Below are 18423 nucleotides of genomic sequence, written 5' to 3'. Positions count from 1 at the left end.
GAGCAAAGGAGAAACCGAATGAGTGACCGCATCACCGTGGAAGAACTGGCCGAACTGATCAAGAAGTCCGCCGGGGTCACCATCCCCGCGCCGGAACTGGAGCAGCAGCAGGACACCGGCTTCGAGACCTTCGGCATCGACTCGCTGGGCCTGCTCGGCATCGTCGGCGAACTGGAGAACCGGTACGGCACCCCGATGCCGCCCGACGCCGAGCGCTCCAGGACGCCGCGGCAGTTCCTCGACCTCGTCAACAGCGCGCTGCTCGCGGGAGCCTGAGATGGCCGGACACACACAGAACGAGATCGTCATCGCCGCACCGGTCGACCTCGTCTGGGACATGACCAACGACGTGGCGAACTGGCCGAACCTGTTCAGCGAGTACGCCTCCGCGGAGATCCTGTCCCAGCAGGGGAACAAGACCACCTTCCGGCTCACCATGCACCCCGACAAGGACGGCACGGTGTGGAGCTGGGTCTCGGAACGCGAGACCGACCGCGCCACGCTCTCCGTCCGCGCCCGCCGCGTCGAGACCGGCCCGTTCGCGTACATGAACATCCGGTGGCAGTACGAGGAGGTGCCCGAGGGCACCCGCATGGTGTGGACCCAGGACTTCGAGATGAGGCCGGACGCCCCGGTCGACGACGACTGGATGACCGACAACATCAACCGCAACTCCAAGGTCCAGATGGCGCTGATCCGGGACCGCATCGAACAGGCCACCGCGGAGCGCGAGCCCGTGCCGACCCTGACCGACTGAGCGCGACGGAGCACACCACCATGCATCAGACCCTCATCGTCGCCCGGATGGCCCCCGGATCGGCCCCCGACATCGCCAAGGTGTTCGCGGAGTCGGACCGTGGCGAACTCCCGCACCTCATCGGGGTGTCCCGGCGCAGCCTGTTCCAGTTCGACGACGTGTACCTGCACCTCATCGAGGCGGAACAGGACCCGGCACCCGCCATCGCGAGGACGGCCGGGCACCCGGAGTTCCGGGACATCAGCGAGCGTCTGTCGGCGTACGTCTCCGCGTACGACCCGGCGACCTGGCGCTCCCCGAAGGACGCGATGGCGAACTGCTTCTACCGCTGGGAGCGGGACGCCACCGCCTGAGCCGTCGCCGCCCCCCCGCCGGTCGCCGGAGACGCCGTGAGGCGTACCCGGCGACCGGCGGTCGCGCGACGCGCGCGGACCACGGCACCGCTCAACGGGCTTCGCTGGCCGGGACGACGCAGTCGAACGCGTGCAGATACGGGTTCACCGGCTGGATGTCGTCGATGACCAGCCCCGCCCCGGTGAGCCGGCCCACCATGCTCTCCGTGGTGTGCTTGGCCCCGCCGACGTTGAGGAGCAGCAGCAGGTCCATGGCCGTGCTGAACTTCATCGAGGGGGTGTCGTCGACGAGGTTCTCGATGACCACGACCCGCGCTCCCGGGCCGCCCGCCTCGATGACGTTGCGCAGCGTGCGGGCCGTGCTGTCGTCGTCCCACTCCAGGATGTTCTTGATGATGTAGACGTCGGCCCGCACCGGGACGGTCGCCCGGCAGTCGCCGGGCACGATGCGCACCCGGTCGGCGAGCGCGCCGCCCGGACGCAGCCGCGGATCGGCGTTCTCCACCACGCGCGGCAGGTCCAGCAGCGTCCCGTGGAGCGAGGGGTACTTCTCCAGCAGGCTCGCCACCACATGCCCCTGCCCGCCGCCGATGTCGGCGACCGACGCGCTCCCCGACAGGTCGAGGAAGTGCGCGACGTCGCGCGCCGACTGCGTGCTGGAGGTCGTCATGGCCCGGTTGAAGACGTCCGCGGACTCCGGGGCGTCCTCGTTGAGGTAGGTGAAGAACTCCTTCCCGTACAGGTCCTCCACGACGCTGCGGCCGGTGCGTACCGCCTCGTCGAGCTTGGGCCACGCGTCCCAGGTCCACGGTTCGGTGCACCACAGGGTGATGGCGCGCAGGCTGTGCTCGTCGTCCTCGCGCAGCAGCCGGGACATGTCGGTGTGGGCGAACGTGCCGTCCTCCCGCTCGGCGAACACGCCGTAGCAGGTGAGGGTCCTCAGCAGCCGCCGCAGCGGCTGCGGTTCGGTCTTCACCGCCGCCGCGAGGTCCTCCACGGCCCGCGGGGCGTCGCCGAGCGCGTCGGCGACGCCCAGCCGGGCGGCCGCGCGGAGGGCGGCGGCGCACGCCGCCCCGAACACGAGCTCCCGCAGCCGCATGGACGGCGGTGGGGCGGTCTCAGCGGTCGTCATGCGCCGCCTTCCTTCCGGGGTTCAGCGGTCGGCCGGGGGCCGGCCGGTCAGCACAGGCCCGCGGGCCGGGAGGCACCGCAGGTGTTGGCGACGAAGGTGTTGCCCTCGCCGGTGTCCGCGTTGACGAGGTCGGCCGGGGCGTTGTCGCGCAGGGTGTTCTCGGTGATCCGGTTCCGCTCGCTGGTGGTTCCCACCATGCTCTTGAACAGGACGATCCCGCCCGACATCGGGGAGTTCCCGGCGTTGGCCGTGATCGTGTTGCGGGTGATCAGGGTGTCCTCGGCGCCGGTCAGGACGATGCCGGAGCCCTGGAGGGCGTCCAGGCGCGCGGTCTTGGGGCAGGACTTGTTGTTGCGCAGGATGTGGTTGTCCCGCACGGTCAGGGCGCCGGCGCGCGGCTTGTTCTCGTCACCGACGATGAACACCCCCGCGCAGTTGCCGGTGACGTGGTTGTCCGCGACCGTGAGGTTGCGCAGCCGGCGGACGGTGAGCCCGATCCGGTTGCCCTCCAGCCGGTTCCCCGCGACCACCGCGCCCTGGGTGTCGGCGGCGCCCTCCTCGGCGTTGACCGTGTTGGCGAGGAACAGGCCCGCGTCGCCGTTGTCGCGCGCCGCGTTCTTGCGGAACACACCGCGCACCGAGTGCTCCTGGGCGATGCCCCACACCCCGTTGGCGACCGCCGCGACGTTGCGCACGGTCAGCCGGTTCGTGGCGTCGGCGTACAGCCCGGTGCGGGGGAAGCCGGTCACCGTCAGGTCGGCGACGGTGACGTCCTCGAGAGCGCGGTCGGCCGTGCCGGTCACGCAGATGCCGTTGCCCGCGTCGGCGCAGCTGTGGGCGGCCTTGTCCGCGCTCGGCTTGATCACGGTGTCGCGGCCCATGCCCCGCAGGGTCAGTCCGGGCGTGGTCACCTTGACGCTCTCGTGGTACGTGCCCGTGGTCACCAGGACGGTGTCGCCCGGCGCGGCGTCGTCGACGGCCTGCTGGATCGATTCCCCGGGGAAGACCAGATGGGTCCGGTGCTCGGCGACCGGCGGGGCGGCACCGAGTCCCACCCCGACGAGCGCGGCGGCGCACGCGAGGTACGTGATATGGCATTTCGTCATATTGCGCACGATATGACCTGATATGCGGATGCGATGCCGATGGTCCATCCGACGGCGTGTCCCGCAGCCGGCGCCCGGCGACCGCCCCGGGCGCGGCCACCGCACCGCGCCACCACGACCGGCGCGCACCGGGGTGTTCCCCCGCCCGATCGGGGCATGAGTGACGTTCGGTGCTAGTCAGGACGGTGACGTGGATGGCCTCGCTGGTGTTCGAGAGCGACGACCTTGACCTCACGGAGGACTTCCTGTGCCGGGCCTACGCCCGGATGACGATCGGCAGCGGCAGTCCCGGCGACAGCAGGGCCCGCATCCGCCGCGACACCCTGCCGTCGGTCAGCGTCGACGAGATCGACCTGGGCTTCGACATGAGCTACGCGGTGACACCGCTCGGCCGGATCTGCCTGTGCCTGGTCCACGAGGGCACCGTCCGCGACCACGCCTACCGGGGGGTGCGGGACGACTTCGGCCCCGGCGACCTGGTCCTCTTCGCGCCCCCCGACGCGCCGTACAGCGGGCAGATCCGCACCGCCCGCTACAACATCACCATGCTGGAGCCCGCCCTGCTGGACCAGGTCGCCGCCACCGCGGCGCAGCGGCGACCGCAGCCCGTGCGGCTCACCGGACACCGGCCGCACTCGCCCGCCGCGGCCCGCCACCTGCGCAACACCATCCTCTACCTGCGCGACCACGTCCTGGCCGACCCGGCCGTCGCGGAGCAGCCGCTGATCGCCGCCACCGGCGGCCAGCTGCTCGCCGCGAGCGTGCTGGCGGCCTTCCCCAACACCGCGCAGACCGAGCCGGCCGCGCAGGACCGCACCGACGCCCACTCGGCCACGGTCCGGCGGGCCGTCGCCTACATCGAGGACCACGCCGACCAGCCGATCACCGTCGCCGAGATCGCCGCGGCCGCCCACGTCACCATACGAGCCCTGCAGTACGCCTTCCGCCGCCACCTCGACACCACCCCCCTCGCCTACCTGCGCCGGGTGCGCCTCGCGCAGGCCCACCGGGAACTGCGCGCGGCGAGCCCGCTCACCACGACCGTCGGGGAGATCGCCGCCCGCTGGGGCTTCGCCCACCCCGGCCGCTTCGCCGCCCTCTACCGCGAGGCCTACGGCACCAGCCCCTCCGCCACCCTGCGCGGCTGACCTCGGCGGGCCGGCCCCGCCCGGCAGGCGCCGTGCCCGGCGGGGCCGGCCTGGTGTGTCGGGCCCGGTCCGGCCGGATTCAGTCCCGCGCGGAACCCGGGACGTGCCTCGCCCGGTCCAGCGCGGCGTTCAGGGCCTGGCGGATCTCCGGCGGCAGCCACTCGCAGCGCGGCCACTGCACGATGTGGTCCGCCACCTCCCGCAGTTTGATGTTCGTGTGCTGGGATACCTCTTTCAGGACGTTCCAGGCCGTATCGGATGACAGTCCGCCCAGCGCGATCACGACGCCGATCGCCTGGTCGATGACGGCATGGGAGACGACGGCGCGCCTGAGCTGCTCGACCTCCTCGTGAAGAGCGATGATCCTGCGCACGGAATGGTCCTGTTCGAGCATGCGGTCCCGTTCCCTGAATGACAGCCTGCCGGTCACCGTCCTTTTGCCCTGGTTAGGCGGCGGCAGAAGGACGCGAAACGAACACCTGCCGCGGCGGTGGTCCCGAAAACGAAGCGGGCTCGGGCCAACCCGCAGCGGGCGGCGTCAGCACGGCCTGCGCCAGCGGTCCAGCTCCGGTCTCTTCAGCATCGACGACAGCCGCAGCTTCCGGGCCACCGGGCAGAAACGGGCCGTCAGCTCGGCGTACTCCACGTGGAAGACGGCCTTGCCCGCCGCGATGAACGGCTCCAGCAGCGCGCACTCGTCGTACTGCGCGCACTCCTCGTTGACGGCGAAGTCGAAGTCGTCCAGCAGCTGCGGGATCTGGGGCAGGTCGTTCTTCAGGCCCACGGCCAGGCCGCGCTCGTGGGCGATGTCCGCGATCATGCGGTTGTACCGCAGCTGGTCGCGCGCCGTGAGCGGGAACCCGGTGTCGTTGCCGTAGCCCTCCACCAGATCCGGCTCCACCGCGTCGAAGCCCTTGTCCCGGCACATGTCGAACCGGCGTTCCATCAGGGGGCGCAGAAGCGACACCCGGCGGATGTCCAGCCACCGCTCGCCGCGCCAGCCGTTGGGCCGGCCCAGCACCGAGCGGGGGAAGGCGTGCCGGTCCGGCCGGAAGTCCTCCCAGGCGCCGACGTTGACGTAGCAGATCACCTTGCGGCCGTCCTCGTGCAGCCGGGCCACGTCGGCGGCGGTGTTCTCGAAACCGTCGATGTCGTACACGGGCACGTCGACGGACGGATCGACCCGGCCGTCGAGCTGCCACTGCCACGCCAGCCCGGGACGCGGCTGCCACACCCCGCCGTCCGTACGGCGGCTGCCGCCGTCCGCGCAGGCCCCGAGGAGCAACGCGAGGACGAGGGCGACGACGAGGGGCGCCGGACGCGGCCGGCCGCCCGATGCCGCGCTCACCCGCCGCTCACCCCTCCGCCTCGGTCAGCGCGGGCGTCAGCCCGGACCACGGGTTGGGCGGTTCGCCCGTCACCGGGCCGCACACCGCCGCGCCGCGCTCGCGCGCGGTGCGCACGGCCAGCGGCACCAGCGGCGGGGGCACCCCGTAGACGAGGTGGCACAGCCGTTCGGGCGGATGCCGGGCGGTCCACCGCGGGCGGCTGAACGCCGACACGTACGCCGACCACGGCCCTTCGAAGGTGACCGTCAGGTCGGCGAGCCGCGCGTAACCGGGCGCCGGATGGACGCCCGGGTTGAGGACGACCGTCGACGCCCCGAGCCGGCGCAGGGAGCGCACCAGACGGCGGCAGTCCGGCAATCCGTACGGCGCCGCGGTCACCTGGTCGAGGAAGCAGCCGTCCGCGCCGTACCAGTCCCGGTGCCGGCGCAGGTCGGCGGTGACCCGCGCCGGGTCGCGCGCGCCGTAGTCGGTGTCGACGTAGCCGAGCAGCCGGGCTCCCGCCGCGCGCAGCGCCCGCGCCGCGGCGACGAACGCCGGATCGGGGGCGTCACCGGGACCGTTCGCCGGGTTGAGGACGACGCCGTAGGTGCGCGCCGCCCGCGCGACGAGACGCTGCCAGGCGGCGGGGTCCTCCGCCGGATGAACGTAGAGCGGAACCAGCAGGCTCACCGCGCCGGCACCTCTTCCGGACCGCGCGGCCGTGCGCCCGCCGCCGTCCACAGCGCCGCCACGGAACCGTCGAGGGAGTGCGCCGGCCGCCAGCCGAGGGCGTCCCGCGCGGCGGTGATGTCCGAGCACTGCCACGACACCTGCGCGGAGCGCGCCGACCCGCCCCCGCCCGCCTCCACGATCCGGCCCCGGAAGCCCGCCACCTCGGCCAGTCTGCGCACCAGTTCCCGCACCGCCACCGCCTCGCCGCCCCCGATGTTCAGGACCGGCGGAAGCGGCCCCGCCACGGTCGCCGCCAGCCGCGCCGCCCGCGCCACGTCGCGTACGTCCACGAAGTCGCGGTGCGCCGACAGGTCACCGAGCCGCACCGTCGCGTCCGGGTCGCGCCCGGCGCGCGCGAGCAGGGCGGTGACCCGGCCCGGCAGCCCGGTGGACGGCGCGCCCGGACCCACCGGATTGCCCACCCTCAGCACCACCGCGTCCAGCCCCGACGTGGTCACCGCCACCGTGCCCGCCAGCTTCGTGGCCCCGTAGGGGCCCGCCGGGCTGGTCGCCGCCGCCTCCGTGACCGGCCGGCCGGGCACACCGGGCCCGTACTCGGCGGCCGAGCCCAGATGCACCAGCCGGGCCGCGGGCGCCGCCTCCCGCAGCGCCGCGCACAGCACGGCCGGGCCGCGCGCGTTGACCTCCGCGAGGGTGACGGCGTCCCCGCCGGTCGCGCCCGCGCAGTTGACGACGGCGTCGGGCGCGGCCGCGGCCAGCGCCTTCGCCAGGTCGTGCGGGCGGTCGGCCGCGAGGTCGACGGGGACGTCGGCGCCCGGGGAGCGGCCGCCGACCAGCAGCCGGGTGCCCGGCAGGCCGCGCAGCCGCTCCGTGATGTGGCCGCCGAGATAGCCGGTGGCGCCGAGAACGAGGATGCGCATCGGTGGTTCAGGCTCCCTTGAGCAGCAGCGACTTGCGGCTGGTGAACTCCGCGTTGGCCCGGTCGTAGTCGTCGGGGCGGCCGATGTCCAGCCAGTAGCCGTCGAAGTCGTAGGCGTACGGCGGCCGTCCGGCGGCCAGCAGGTCCACCACCAGCTCGTCGAAGCCGAGCGGCAGCCCCGGGGTGTAGCCGTCGAGGGCGCCCCGCGAGACGCCGTAGACCCCCATGGACACCCGGTAGTCGATGCTGGGCTTCTCCGTGAAGGCGACGACCCGGCTCGCGTCCGTCGTCAGCACCCCGAAGTCGATGTGCACCTTGCGGGCGTACGTGGCGATGGTCAGGGGCGCGCCCGACGCCTCGTGCCGGCGCAGCACGTCGGCGTAGTCCAGGTCGGTGAGCACGTCGCCGTTCATGACCAGGAAGTGCTCCGGCAGCCGCTCCCGGAGGGTCAGCAGCGGGCCCATGGTGCCCAGCGGGCTCTCCTCGACGGCGTAGTCGATGTTCATGCCCCACTGCGCGCCGTCGCCGACGTAGGCGCGGATGATCTGGCCGAGGTGGCCTATGGCGATGGTGCAGTGGGAGAAGCCGGCGGTGGACAGCTGGCGCAGCACGATGTCGAGGATGGCGTGCTGGTCGCCGATGGGGACGAGCGGCTTGGGCAGCGCGGTGGTGTAGGGCCGCAGCCGGACACCCTTTCCTCCGGCCAGGATCACTGCGTGCATGGCATACCTCCTGCGGTACGTGCCGGTCGGTCAGATGTTGTAGATGCCGGTCTTGTAGCGGGCCAGGTTGGCCGGCTGGGTGAACCACTCCGCGGTCCGCGCGAGCCCTTCCTCGAGGGTGTGGCGGGGCCGCCAGCCGGTCGCCGCCGTGAGCCGGGACGCGTCCGCGACGAGCCGCATCACCTCCGAGGCGGCGGGCCGCAGCCGCTCGGGGTCCTCGCGCACGTCGAGCGGCGCGTCCATGACCTTGCCGATCAGCGCGACCAGGTCCCCGACCGAGATCTCCCCGCCGGTCCCGGCGTTGAGGGTGCGGCCCACGACCCGCTCCGCCGGTGCGGTGCCCACCGCGAGGAACGCCCGCGCGGTGTCCTCGACGAAGGTGAAGTCCCGGGTGGGCCGCAGGTCGCCGAGGGTGAGGACGCGTTGCCCGGCCGCCACCTGGCCGATCACGGTGGGGATCACCGCGCGCATCGACTGGCGCGGCCCGAACGTGTTGAACGGCCGCAGGGTCACCACGGGCGTGCCGAAACTGGCGTGGTAGCTGTCGGCCAGCCGGTCGCCCCCGGCCTTCGAGGCGGCGTACGGCGACTGCGTGTTGATCGGGTGGTCCTCGGTGATGGGGACGGTCTGCGCGGTGCCGTACGTCTCGCTGGTCGAGGTGTGCACCAGGCGCGGCGTGCCCAGGGTCCGCACCGCCTCCAGCACGTTCAGCGTGCCGGTGACGTTGGTGTCCACGTAACTGTGCGGCGCCTGGTAGGAGTACGGGATCGCGATGAGCGCGGCGAGGTGGTAGGCGCAGTCGGCGCCGTCGAGCAGGGCGCGCACCGAACCGGGGTCGCGGACGTCGCCGAGGACGATCTCCACGTGGTCGAGGACGTCGGGGGACAGGGTCTCCAGCCAGCCGTAGGAGGAGAACGAGTTGTACTGGGCCATGGCCCGGACGCGGTGGCCGGAGGCGACGAGCGCCTCGGTGAGATGCGAGCCGATGAAGCCGTCGGCTCCGGTGACGGCGGCGAGCGGTGCGGAGGTCAACTCTCGGGTTCCTTTCGTCGGGTGAGATCAGGACAGGCGGAGGGGCGGGGGAGGAGCGGGCCCGTTGCCGGGGAGCGGTGCCGGACGGTCAGGCGTGCGGGGAGGGCCGGCCCAGCAGCCGGATCGCACACGCCGCGAGGCCGAGCGCGACCGGCCCGCAGGCCAGGGGCAGCACGGCCGGCCCCGGCGGCAGGTCCAGCCAGGCGACCGCACCGGCCGTGGCGGCGGCGGCCAGACAGAGCGCGGCCGGCGGCCAGGCCACCCCGAACGCCTGCAGCAGCAGGGCCGTCCACAGCGCCGCCGCGAGCAGCGGCAGCGTGACCGGGCCGGCGCCGGTGAGCAGGCCCGCCGGGGCCACCAACAGGAGGTAGGCGGACAGGCACAGACCCAGCACGCCGGCCGAGCGCAGCAGGAACCCCCCGGGTGTCGCGCTGGCCCGCAGCGCGGCGACCGACCAGCCGCGGTAGCGGTACAGCAGCCACTCGGCCGGACCCATGCTCAGCGTCAGCGCGATCACCGCGTACGGATGGCGCCGGCCCTCCAGCAGCACGAGCACCGCCGCGGCCAGCCCGAACAGACCGTAGGGAAGGGACGCCCGCAGGGGCGGCACGGACCCGTCCGCGGCGGCCGGGACCGCGAGGCCCGCCCACAGCACCCGCGCGGTCACCGCGAGCGTGGCCAGCAGCGCCAGCAGCGGCAGGCCCGCGCGCAGCACCGGGCCGGGCTCCCACCACGGCAGCATCGCCGCTCCGGCGATCAGCGGACTCAGCGCGGCCAGCAGCAGCCGCTCCCGCGCCAGCACCAGCAGCACCCCCGCGGCCGCCAGGTACAGCGACTGCACGGCGGCGACCGCGGCGCCGGCGGCCACCGTGCCCGGGTCGCCGCCGGCGGGCAGCACGGCCAGGCCGGTGGCGACCGCCGCGCCCGTCAGGGACCCGGTCAGCAGGGTGCCGCAGGCCTCCCGGCGCCCCGCCACCAGCCGCAGGTGCGCGCGGTGCCCCAGCGCCTGCCCCCATGCCCAGGACACGACACCGGCCACGATCAGGACGGGGGCGTGCCGGTCGACCCGCCACAGCGGGGCGGTCAGCAGATAGGCCAGCGCGGGCAGCGCGAACAGCACCCCGCGCAGCAGACAGCGCACGGTGTCGGGCCGCCACGGATCGGGTGCGGCGGGTGGCTCCGGGAACGTGCGGGGGACCCGCGCGTAGAGCGCGGACGCCAGCGAGAACAGGTTCGGATGGCCGTACCGCTCCTTGATCACGGAGGCGGACAGGCCCTCCGCCTCCAGCAGCGCGGCCACCTCGTACGGATGGACGGCGGGGCCGATCCGGTCGGCGAGTTCGGCGGCGAGCTCACTCACCGCCTTCTCGTCGGGACCGGTGCGGGGCAGCCGGATCGCGAGCGTCGTCTCGTCCAGCGCCCAGCGGGGGCGGCGGCGCGGCGGACGCGGCGGGTTCTGTGACTGCGGCGGGTCCTGGGGGTGGGGCGACTCTTGGGGGTGCGGCCGGCCCTGCGGGTGCGAAGGGCGCGCTGGGTTCGTCCGGTCCCGCGGGCGCGGCGGGCGTGGCTCGGCCAGCCGCAGCGCCAGCGTGTCCCGCTCGGCGCCGCCGGGTTCCAGGGACATGGGCCCGCTCATCCGGTGAGGCTCTCCGTGCCGGTGACCGCCGCGGCGGACAGGACGACGCCGGCGGGCAACGCCTCGCCGACCGTGGACAGTTCGTGGTAGATCGCGCGGAAGGTGTCGATGGTCTGGCGGAGGGTGAACTGCTCGATCACCCGCAGTCGGGCGGCCTCGCCCATCGCCCGCCGCCGCACGGGATCGCCCAGCAGCTCCAGCGCGGCGGCGGCCATCGCGGCCGGATCGCGCGGCGGCACCACGAGACCGGTGTCCCCGACGGCCTCCCGCACCCCGCCCACGTCCGTGGACACCGTGGCCCGCCCGCACGACATGGCCTCGATCAGCGTGAACGGGAAGCCCTCGCTGATGCTCGACAGCATCACCACGTTCCCCGCCGCGTAGGCGTCCCGTATGTCGTCGACGCGCCCCTCGAACGTCACCGCGCCGGCCTGTCCCAGCTCGGCGGCCAGGGCCTCGCACCGCTCCCGGTAGCCCTCCCCGCCGCGCGGGGTGCCGCCGAACAGCCGCAGCCGCACCTCGGGCAGCCGCTCCCGCACCAGCGCGAAGGCGCGGATCAGGGTCTCCAGGTCCTTGATCGGGTCGACCCGCCCGGCCCAGCTGAGGGTGAGCCGCTCCGGTTCGGGGCCGGCCGGCGGGAACGCCGCGGGGTCGACGCCGTTGTAGACCGTGCGGATCGACGCCGGATCGGCGCCGCCCTGCTCCTCCCACAGCCGGTTGTAGCGGTTGCCGGGCGTGATCAGCGCCGCCCGACGGTAGGTCTCCTCCGCCAGCAGCCGGAAGAACCCCAGGAGCACCGCCTTGACCGGCCAGCGGTACGGCGCCGTGCGGTAGCCGAGGTACCGCTCGCGCAGGTAGACGCCGTGCTCGGTCAGCAGCAGCGGAACCCCGTGCCGCTCCAGCGCCGCCAGCCCCGGCAGGACGGCGACACCCCCGCTGACGGCGTGCGCCACCCCCGTCTCGGGCGGCGGCGCGGCCAGCGGGCGCAGGGCGTGTTCCAGCAGGCCGGTCGCGGTGACCGCGTCGTGCAGCGTCGGCCGCGCCTCGCGCACCGTGAGCCCGGGGCGCGTCCATACGGCGGTCAGGGCGGCGATCGCCGCGTCGCCCCGCAGGAAGGGGCTGAGCAGGCCGTCCGCGGCGGCCCGCGCCAGGGCGTACAGGGCGGGCGCGAAGCCTTCTTCGGCGGTCGCGTCCACCAGCGCGGTCAGGAAGCGCTCGTAGGCGTCGGCCAGCTGCCTGCGGGAGCGGCCGCGCGGGGCCCGCCCCGGCGGTGCGGGCCCCCACATCGGCACCGACCGCACACCGGAGACATGGGACGGCAGGTCCCACACGACCGGCTCCCGCCCGGTGCCGGTGACGGCGATGACGTCGAAGTCGACGTCCGGCATCCCGGTGACGAGCTGGTCGCACCAGACGCTCACACCGCCGTGGCTGTGCGGGTAGGTGCCTTCGGTGAGGAGGGTGACGCGCGGGGCGCCGGAGCGTCGCGCGCCGTGGTCAACGTGCATCGGTGTGCTCCACGGCCGAGGTGTGGGGTGGTGGTGCCGGTCCCGGCCGCGACGGGGCGGCCGGGACTCGCTGCCGTACGCCGGTCAGCCCCCGGCGCGGGGGGTGACCGGCTCGGCCACGCCCACGGGGACGCGGGTGCCGGGCGCCGGCGCGGTGCCGTCGGCGTCGGCGGCCGGGCCGCCGGCCGAGGAGGTGGTCCCGGCCGCGGCCGGGGCGGCGGACGCCGGCAGCGTCAGGGTCAGCGGCGCTCCCGCGGACGCCGTCCACCCGGACCGCTCACCCGCGTACGCCTCGCCGAAGGCGGCGCCGGCCCGCGTGGTGCCCTCGGGCATGGTCGCCGGAACGGCCACGCCGTCCGGGCTCTCGACGGTCACGGTGTCGCCGACGCGGTAGGCGGTCACCCGGCCGTCCCGCACCGCGGCCCGCCAGGCGGTGCGCCGCTGGAGCTCCGCGCCGATGTCCTTCATCCGCGGATTGATCACGGGGGTGTTGTCGGCGAACAGCGCGTCGTAGCTGTCGAGTACGCCGTCCAGCACGGGGTAGGCGATCCGGTCCTCGGCCAGGTTCGACTGGTGGATGAAGTGCGGCCTGGGGTCGTTGGCGAGGACGTGGCCGAGCGCGATCCGCCGCTCCACCGGCACGATGTGCTCCTGGTAGCCGGTGGCCGGGTCGAGCGGGGCGGGCAGGCAGGTGGTGGTGGCCGGGTTGTCCTCGCAGATGCCGCTGCCTCCCTGCGCGCGGCTGGTGTAGATCCAGTTGTACTCGTCGACCTGGTCGGCGGCCCGTCCCGCGTTGTAGAAGACGTTCATCGGGTAGCGGGGCACCGTCGTGGCGGGCCCGACGTGCCGCTGGCCGGGCTCGCGGGAGTTGTCGGACGCCAGCCAGGTGACCTTGTTGTCGGCCAGGGCGAGCGCCAGGTTGGGGTTGTCGGCGCTCTGCTGGGGCAGCACCCGCAGCCCGGAGTGCTCGCCGGTGACCAGTTCGCCGTCGTCCAGGGGGAGTCCGGCGCGCAGTCCCCACGCCCGGTTCGCGGCGATCTCGTCGGAGACGTCCTCGCGGCTGACCCACTTGGTGCTGCCGTCCGGGTTCGTGGCGCACCGCCACGGCACCACCGAGGTGTCCTGCTCGCACCCCAGGAAGGCGTGCGTGTAGGTGTGGTTGATCCAGCGGAACTCCGCCCGCTCGGCGATCAGCCGGTCGGCCAGCGGGTCGGCGCCGTTGTTGTCCTGCCGGTGGTCGGCGCTGCCGGCGCCGTTGTAGGCGAAGTCGAGGGTGAAGTCCCGCTCGCGCTGCCAGGCCACGGCGTGGTCGACGTCCTGCGGGGTCATCCGGATCGGGTCGGGGGTGGCGTCGGGGTCTGTGCAGTCCACGTCGCCGGGCGTGCAGTTGAGCGCGGAGTTCCAGCGGTCGTCCGCCGCGAAGACGTCGTCGACGTGCACGGCGAAGTAGTTGCGGGAGGAGCCCAGGCGCACCCCGCCGGTCATCCACTCGACGATGCCGCGGGCCAGCAGCCGGAACTGCTGCTGGTGACGGTTGTAGACGAAGGTGACGACGAGTTCGCGGCGCCCGTCGTGCCGGTACTCGCCGACCAGCGAGCCCCGCTTGGGCGTTCCCGGGATCGCCGCCTCGACGTACGGCGTGAAGTCGGCACCGGCCACCGGGGTCGACAGATAGGCATAACTTTCGCCCACGGTGGGGGAGTTGTCCTCGAACGGCACCGGGCCGTCGAGGTAGCCGAAGGGCCCGGAACGGCCGGCCGCGGTCACCTGGGCACGCACCCCGTCGACGCTGCCCGAGTAGCCGCCGTGGACGGGGTACTGGAGTCCGGCCTCGGGGCGGGCGTACGTGTACGCGTCGACCTGCGGGATGCCGTATGCCTTCTCGTAGGCCACGAGCGCGGCCATCTCGGCGGAGCCCGCCGGGAACGGGTTGTCGTTGGGCAGGACGACCGCCTGGAACCTGGCCCGGTCCCGGCCGTCCACCGTGTCCGCGAGATAACCGGCGTCGATCACGGGACGGTCGGAGCGCGTGAGGTCGATCTCCGTGTACGGCGTGCCCGCGGCGTCCAGTTCGGCCGCGATGGCGTCGGTGGCCGGGCCGCCGTCGCTCACCACGAGCACCCGCAGGTCGATCCGGGGCGCCGGGGCGTCGGCGTGCGCCGCCGAGGTCGGTATGCCGAGGGCGGCGATGAGCGCGCCCGTCGTGAGCAGGGTGGTGCGTATGGTCCGCTTCATGCGGTGCTGTCCCCTCCCAGGGCAGGGGTGAGCACGGCTCCGCGGAGCGGACCCACCCCCTTGCGTGACGCCGGTTTCCCCCTCGAAGACCGGTCGTCGACGCATCCGTCGCGTCAAATAGTGAGGCGTGTGTGGAACTTTTGTGCTCCCGCTGCGAAACCTGACGGAAAAACGCAGGTGTCCGGGCGGCGACGGCGCGGCCCGGACCGCGGGTGCGGGGGCGCTCCGAGGCCGCCGCCCGGTCGCCGTGCGGGGGCTGCCGTGCAGGTGGGGGCGGGAACGCGGGCGCCGGCGGGCCCTCGGGGCCCGCCGGCGAGGCGGTGGTCACCGTGCGCGGTCCGCCGGGCGGCGATGGACCGGTTTCAGGTCACCGGCCACCGGGCGCCAGGACCGTCAGGAGCAGAGCACGCGCGTCTCGGGCGTGTAGACGGGGCCGCCGCTGGTGCTCGTGCTGTCGCTGAACTCGGCGTAGTAGTACGAGTAGAAGCCGATGTTGCCGTTGCAGCCGGAGTCGGGGGCGATCTGCAGCGTCAGCGTCACGGTCCGGCTCTGGCCGGGGGCGATGGGGGCGCCGTAGTTGGCGCCGAGGTTGGCGGGGCCGGTGCCGGAACAGGGGGTGCTGCCGGAGGCCGTGGCGAGGGAGCAGCCGGTGAAGGAGTACTTCAGGTCGGGCCGCTGGGTGGTCAGCCAGGTCGGCTCGATCGTCTGGTAGACGAACCAGATGTCGTACGTCTTGTTGTTCGTCAGCGTCATCGTCACGTTCACCGTGCCACCGGGCGTGGTCGTGGCGGCGTCGGTGGTGAACTTCAGGTCGGCGGGGCCCGGTTCGGCGGCGCTCGCGGTCGGGGCCAGGCCGAACACGGCGAGGACGAGGGCGAGGACGGCGGTGAGACCGAGGCGTCTCATCAAGGGTGATCGCATGGCCCGGGAGGCTAGGCGCGTGGCCCGCCCGCCGTCTGCCCCTCGGCGGCGCCCCTGAGCGACCACGACCGAAAGTGTGTCTTCTGTGTGCGAGACGCGGACGAAGTGTGGTGACCGGCCGGGGCCGTATACGCGCACCCCGCGGCCGGTGCGGCGCGCGACTCCGGCGGCGGGGCCGTGCCCGGCGGCCCGGAACGCGCCGGCGGCACTATTGGCGCGTACCGATCGAACCGCCTCCACGGGCGGACCGTCCGGCCCCCGGTGGCCATACTGGTCTGGACCAACCTCTTGCCCTGGCCCCTCCGCCGACGCAAGCTCCCCTCATGGAGCTGGAGTTGCGGCATCTCAGGACGGTCCGTGCCATCGCCGAGGCAGGCAGTCTCACCCGGGCGGCGACCGCGCTCGGGCTCGCCCAGCCCGCGCTGAGTGCCCAGCTCAAACGGATCGAGAGAGCCCTCGGCGGCGAGCTGTTCGAGCGCGGGCGGCACGGCGTACGCGCCACGGCGCTCGGCGAACTCGTCCTCGAACGGACCCGCGTGGTGCTGCCCGCCGTGACCGAACTCCAGCAGGAGGCGGCCCGGTTCGCCCGCGCCCCGCGCACCACCACCGCGCTGCGGCTGGGCGGCACCCACGGTCCGCTGCTCGGCGCCCTGGTCGACCGGCTCGCGGACGCGCTGCCGGACGCCCGCGTCACGACCCGCGCCTCCTGGTCGGAGCGGCGCCTGGCGGATCTGCTCGCCGAGGGCCGGCTGGACTTCGCCCTCGCCGGAACCTGCGGATCCGCCGCCCCGCCGGGCGCCGAGAACCTGGTCTGGCGCGAGATCGCCGAGGACCCGGTCTTCGTGATGCTCCCCGACGGACACCCCCTCGCCGCCGCACGCGAGGCCGAACTCGCCGACCTGGCGAACGAGGAGTGGGCCTGCGTGCCCGGCGACGGCTGCTTCGGCGACTGCTTCACCGCCGCCTGCGCCCGCGCCGGCTTCACGCCGCGCCGCATGTACGAGACGGACACCTCGTCCCTGGTGCACCTGGTGCAGGTGGGCCGGGCGATCGGCCTGTGCCGGGCCACCTTCCCGGCCACTCCGGGCATCGTCACCCGGCCGCTCGGCGGTACGCCGCTGGCCTGGCGGCATCTGCTCGGCTGGCACGCGGTGACGCAGCGCGCCGACACCGCCGCGACCGTCCTCGCGCAGGCGCGCGTGGCCCACGCGCGCGTGGCGGCACGCAGCGACAGCTACACCCGGTGGCTCGCCACGCACGGGGCTCCGTAGCGAGCGACGGGGGCTGTGGGGCGGGCCGGTCTCGTCACGGCGGTGCGCGGCCCCGCAGGACGCGCGGCCTCGTCACGGCGGCGGCCCCCACCTGCCGCACGCCGGCTTCCATAACGCGGGGGAGGGGGCCAACCGACAGCTTCTGCCGGGGCGTTGTCCCTCCCTACGGTTTCGGCACCTCCCCACCGAGCGAGAACCGAACCGAGGAGACCCCATGCTCCAGCGACCACACCGCGCCAGAGGCGTGGGTGCCGCCGTGGTGGCGACGGCCGCCCTGCTCGTGGCCGGGCTCAGCGGCTCCGCGAGCGCCGGGCAGGCCGCCGCCCCCACCCCACCGGCCGCTTCCGCCGCCGGGGCGGTGACGTCGGCCACCGATCCCGCCACGGCCTCCGCCGCGCGGACCCTGCGCACCGACGCCGCCCCGCCCGCCCTGCTCCGCGCCATGGCCCGCGACCTCGGCCTGGACCGGCGGCAGGCGCAGCGGCGTCTCGTGCACGAGGCGGAGGCCGGCGCGACCGCGGGCCGGCTGCGCGCCGCGCTCGGCGGTGACTTCGCGGGCGCCTGGGTGCGCGGCGCCGAGTCGCGCACGCTCACCGTGGCGACGACGGACGCCGGCGACATCGGCGCCATCGAGGCGCTGGGCGCGCACGCCGCGGTCGTACGCCACTCCCTCGCCACGCTCGACGCGGCCAAGGCCCGCCTGGACCGGGCTGCGGAACGGCGCGGGACCACCGACGCGCCGGTCTGGTACGTCGACGTCCGCACCAACAGGCTCGTCGTGGAGGCGGTACGCCCCTCCGCGGCCCGCGCCCTCCTGGACGCGGCCGGTGTCGATGGCTCCCTCGCCCGGATCGAGCGGACCACCGACCGGCCCCGCGCGCTGTACGACCTGCGCGGCGGCGAGGCCTACTACATCAACAACAGCGGGCGCTGCTCGATCGGCTTCCCCGTCACCCGCGGCACCCAGCAGGGCTTCGCGACCGCCGGCCACTGCGGCCGGACCGGCGCGAGCACCAGCGGCCACAACCGGGTGGCACAGGGAACCTTCCAGGGCTCCGTCTTCCCCGGCCGCGACATGGCCTGGGTGGCCACCAACTCCCAGTGGACCGCCACCCCCTACGTCAAGGGCGCGGGCGGGCAGAACGTCCAGGTCACCGGGTCCACGCAGGTGCCGGTCGGCGCGTCCGTGTGCCGCTCGGGCTCCACCACCGGCTGGCACTGCGGCACCGTCCAGCAGCACAACACCAGCGTCACCTACCCCGAGGGCACCATCACCGGCGTCACCCGCACCTCGGTCTGTGCCGAGCCCGGCGACTCGGGCGGCTCCTACCTCTCCGGCAGCCAGGCCCAGGGCGTCACCTCGGGCGGCTCGGGGAACTGCGCCAGTGGCGGCACGACGTTCTTCCAGCCGATCAACCCGCTGCTCCAGAACTACGGCCTGACCCTCAAGACGACGACGGATCCCGGCGACCCCGGCGACCCGGGCGATCCGGGTGACCCCGGCGGCACCTGGACGCCCGGCACCGTCTACCAGCCCGGAGACACCGTCACCTACGGCGGCGCCACCTACCGCTGCCTCCAGGCACACCAGGCCCAGCCGGGCTGGGAACCGCCGAACGTCCCGGCCCTGTGGCAGCGGCCGGCCAGCTGACGGACACCTGA

General features: G+C 74.1%; 18 protein-coding genes. 6 read left to right on the top strand and 12 right to left on the bottom strand.

Features of this window, described 5'->3' with window-relative positions; genetic code table 11:
• Positions 1-18: 18 nt before the first annotated feature.
• The 3 genes from G7Z13_RS01300 to G7Z13_RS01290 are packed head-to-tail and all read left to right on the top strand — an operon-like array spanning position 19 to position 1110.
• Positions 19-276, top strand: a complete 258-nt coding sequence (locus G7Z13_RS01300; RefSeq protein ID WP_165995224.1) for an acyl carrier protein — start codon at positions 19-21, stop codon at positions 274-276.
• Position 277: 1 nt separating this feature from the next.
• On the top strand, positions 278-757 hold the full coding sequence (locus G7Z13_RS01295) for an SRPBCC family protein (RefSeq protein WP_165995223.1): 480 nt from the start codon (positions 278-280) through the stop codon (positions 755-757).
• Positions 758-777: 20 nt separating this feature from the next.
• The gene (locus tag G7Z13_RS01290; RefSeq protein ID WP_165995221.1) at positions 778-1110 is read left to right on the top strand and encodes a TcmI family type II polyketide cyclase; all 333 of its coding nucleotides are present in this window, start codon (positions 778-780) and stop codon (positions 1108-1110) included.
• A gap of 91 nt (positions 1111-1201) precedes the next feature.
• Here G7Z13_RS01290 and G7Z13_RS01285 read toward each other — a convergent pair whose 3' ends face one another.
• Together G7Z13_RS01285 and G7Z13_RS01280 are read right to left on the bottom strand one after the other, a co-directional pair.
• Positions 1202-2242, bottom strand: coding sequence for a methyltransferase (locus tag G7Z13_RS01285; protein ID WP_165995220.1), 1041 nt, complete (start codon positions 2240-2242; stop codon positions 1202-1204).
• A 47-nt stretch (positions 2243-2289) separates the two neighbouring features.
• The gene (locus G7Z13_RS01280) at positions 2290-3348 is read right to left on the bottom strand and encodes a right-handed parallel beta-helix repeat-containing protein (protein ID WP_165995219.1); all 1059 of its coding nucleotides are present in this window, start codon (positions 3346-3348) and stop codon (positions 2290-2292) included.
• Positions 3349-3542: 194 nt separating this feature from the next.
• Here G7Z13_RS01280 and G7Z13_RS01275 point away from each other — a divergent pair, with 194 nt between their 5' ends.
• Positions 3543-4496, top strand: a complete 954-nt coding sequence (locus G7Z13_RS01275) for a helix-turn-helix transcriptional regulator (RefSeq protein ID WP_165995217.1) — start codon at positions 3543-3545, stop codon at positions 4494-4496.
• 79 nt (positions 4497-4575) lie between these two features.
• Here G7Z13_RS01275 and G7Z13_RS01270 read toward each other — a convergent pair whose 3' ends face one another.
• The 10 genes from G7Z13_RS01270 to G7Z13_RS01225 form a co-directional block, all read right to left on the bottom strand.
• On the bottom strand, positions 4576-4890 hold the full coding sequence (locus G7Z13_RS01270) for an ANTAR domain-containing protein (RefSeq protein ID WP_165995216.1): 315 nt from the start codon (positions 4888-4890) through the stop codon (positions 4576-4578).
• Positions 4891-5034: 144 nt separating this feature from the next.
• Complete coding sequence (locus G7Z13_RS01265) at positions 5035-5781, bottom strand: endo alpha-1,4 polygalactosaminidase (RefSeq protein ID WP_240926448.1); 747 nt, start codon at positions 5779-5781, stop codon at positions 5035-5037.
• Positions 5782-5851: 70 nt separating this feature from the next.
• Entirely contained in the window at positions 5852-6514 is a 663-nt protein-coding gene (locus tag G7Z13_RS01260; RefSeq protein WP_165995213.1) for a spherulation-specific family 4 protein, read from the bottom strand.
• On the bottom strand, positions 6511-7437 hold the full coding sequence (locus G7Z13_RS01255; RefSeq protein ID WP_165995211.1) for an NAD(P)-dependent oxidoreductase: 927 nt from the start codon (positions 7435-7437) through the stop codon (positions 6511-6513). Before G7Z13_RS01255 ends, G7Z13_RS01260 begins: the two co-directional genes overlap by 4 nt.
• Positions 7438-7444: 7 nt before the next feature.
• Positions 7445-8158 (bottom strand): nucleotidyltransferase family protein, encoded by a 714-nt coding sequence (locus tag G7Z13_RS01250; protein ID WP_165995210.1) that lies wholly within the window; start codon positions 8156-8158, stop codon positions 7445-7447.
• Positions 8159-8188: 30 nt separating this feature from the next.
• Positions 8189-9190: a GDP-mannose 4,6-dehydratase gene (locus G7Z13_RS01245; RefSeq protein WP_165995209.1), complete on the bottom strand. Its 1002-nt coding sequence runs from the start codon at positions 9188-9190 to the stop codon at positions 8189-8191.
• A gap of 88 nt (positions 9191-9278) precedes the next feature.
• Positions 9279-10814 carry a hypothetical protein gene (locus G7Z13_RS01240; RefSeq protein ID WP_240926072.1) on the bottom strand — a complete coding sequence of 512 codons (1536 nt, stop codon included), beginning with the start codon at positions 10812-10814 and terminating at the stop codon, positions 9279-9281.
• A gap of 8 nt (positions 10815-10822) precedes the next feature.
• On the bottom strand, positions 10823-12334 hold the full coding sequence (gene pelF / locus G7Z13_RS01235; protein ID WP_165995208.1) for a GT4 family glycosyltransferase PelF: 1512 nt from the start codon (positions 12332-12334) through the stop codon (positions 10823-10825).
• Positions 12335-12418: 84 nt separating this feature from the next.
• Entirely contained in the window at positions 12419-14569 is a 2151-nt protein-coding gene (locus G7Z13_RS01230) for a hypothetical protein (protein ID WP_165995207.1), read from the bottom strand.
• Between the two features lie 393 nt (positions 14570-14962).
• Positions 14963-15490: a hypothetical protein gene (locus tag G7Z13_RS01225; RefSeq protein WP_165995206.1), complete on the bottom strand. Its 528-nt coding sequence runs from the start codon at positions 15488-15490 to the stop codon at positions 14963-14965.
• Positions 15491-15813: 323 nt separating this feature from the next.
• Here G7Z13_RS01225 and G7Z13_RS01220 point away from each other — a divergent pair, with 323 nt between their 5' ends.
• Positions 15814-16761 (top strand): LysR family transcriptional regulator, encoded by a 948-nt coding sequence (locus tag G7Z13_RS01220; RefSeq protein WP_165995205.1) that lies wholly within the window; start codon positions 15814-15816, stop codon positions 16759-16761.
• Between the two features lie 214 nt (positions 16762-16975).
• Positions 16976-18412: an alpha-lytic protease prodomain-containing protein gene (locus tag G7Z13_RS01215; protein WP_206312971.1), complete on the top strand. Its 1437-nt coding sequence runs from the start codon at positions 16976-16978 to the stop codon at positions 18410-18412.
• The last annotated feature ends 11 nt before the right edge of the window (positions 18413-18423 follow it).

The organism is Streptomyces sp. JB150, from assembly GCF_011193355.1.
Lineage (GTDB): Bacteria > Actinomycetota > Actinomycetes > Streptomycetales > Streptomycetaceae > Streptomyces.
This window is presented reverse-complemented; position numbering and strand designations above follow the sequence as displayed.

What these genes read in the sequence shown, in the direction of transcription:
- G7Z13_RS01290 (WP_165995221.1), top strand. Translation starts at nt 778, where the DNA reads ATGCATCAGACCCTCATCGTCGCCCGGATGGCCCCCGGATCGGCCCCC.
- G7Z13_RS01280 (WP_165995219.1), bottom strand. Translation starts at nt 3,348, where the DNA reads ATGACGAAATGCCATATCACGTACCTCGCGTGCGCCGCCGCGCTCGTC.
- G7Z13_RS01270 (WP_165995216.1), bottom strand. Translation starts at nt 4,890, where the DNA reads ATGCTCGAACAGGACCATTCCGTGCGCAGGATCATCGCTCTTCACGAG.
- pelF (WP_165995208.1), bottom strand. Translation starts at nt 12,334, where the DNA reads ATGCACGTTGACCACGGCGCGCGACGCTCCGGCGCCCCGCGCGTCACC.
- G7Z13_RS01300 (WP_165995224.1), top strand. Translation starts at nt 19, where the DNA reads ATGAGTGACCGCATCACCGTGGAAGAACTGGCCGAACTGATCAAGAAG.
- G7Z13_RS01220 (WP_165995205.1), top strand. Translation starts at nt 15,814, where the DNA reads ATGGAGCTGGAGTTGCGGCATCTCAGGACGGTCCGTGCCATCGCCGAG.
- G7Z13_RS01285 (WP_165995220.1), bottom strand. Translation starts at nt 2,242, where the DNA reads ATGACGACCGCTGAGACCGCCCCACCGCCGTCCATGCGGCTGCGGGAG.
- G7Z13_RS01230 (WP_165995207.1), bottom strand. Translation starts at nt 14,569, where the DNA reads ATGAAGCGGACCATACGCACCACCCTGCTCACGACGGGCGCGCTCATC.
- G7Z13_RS01295 (WP_165995223.1), top strand. Translation starts at nt 278, where the DNA reads ATGGCCGGACACACACAGAACGAGATCGTCATCGCCGCACCGGTCGAC.
- G7Z13_RS01275 (WP_165995217.1), top strand. Translation starts at nt 3,543, where the DNA reads ATGGCCTCGCTGGTGTTCGAGAGCGACGACCTTGACCTCACGGAGGAC.
- G7Z13_RS01215 (WP_206312971.1), top strand. Translation starts at nt 16,976, where the DNA reads ATGCTCCAGCGACCACACCGCGCCAGAGGCGTGGGTGCCGCCGTGGTG.
- G7Z13_RS01250 (WP_165995210.1), bottom strand. Translation starts at nt 8,158, where the DNA reads ATGCACGCAGTGATCCTGGCCGGAGGAAAGGGTGTCCGGCTGCGGCCC.
- G7Z13_RS01225 (WP_165995206.1), bottom strand. Translation starts at nt 15,490, where the DNA reads ATGCGATCACCCTTGATGAGACGCCTCGGTCTCACCGCCGTCCTCGCC.
- G7Z13_RS01255 (WP_165995211.1), bottom strand. Translation starts at nt 7,437, where the DNA reads ATGCGCATCCTCGTTCTCGGCGCCACCGGCTATCTCGGCGGCCACATC.
- G7Z13_RS01240 (WP_240926072.1), bottom strand. Translation starts at nt 10,814, where the DNA reads ATGTCCCTGGAACCCGGCGGCGCCGAGCGGGACACGCTGGCGCTGCGG.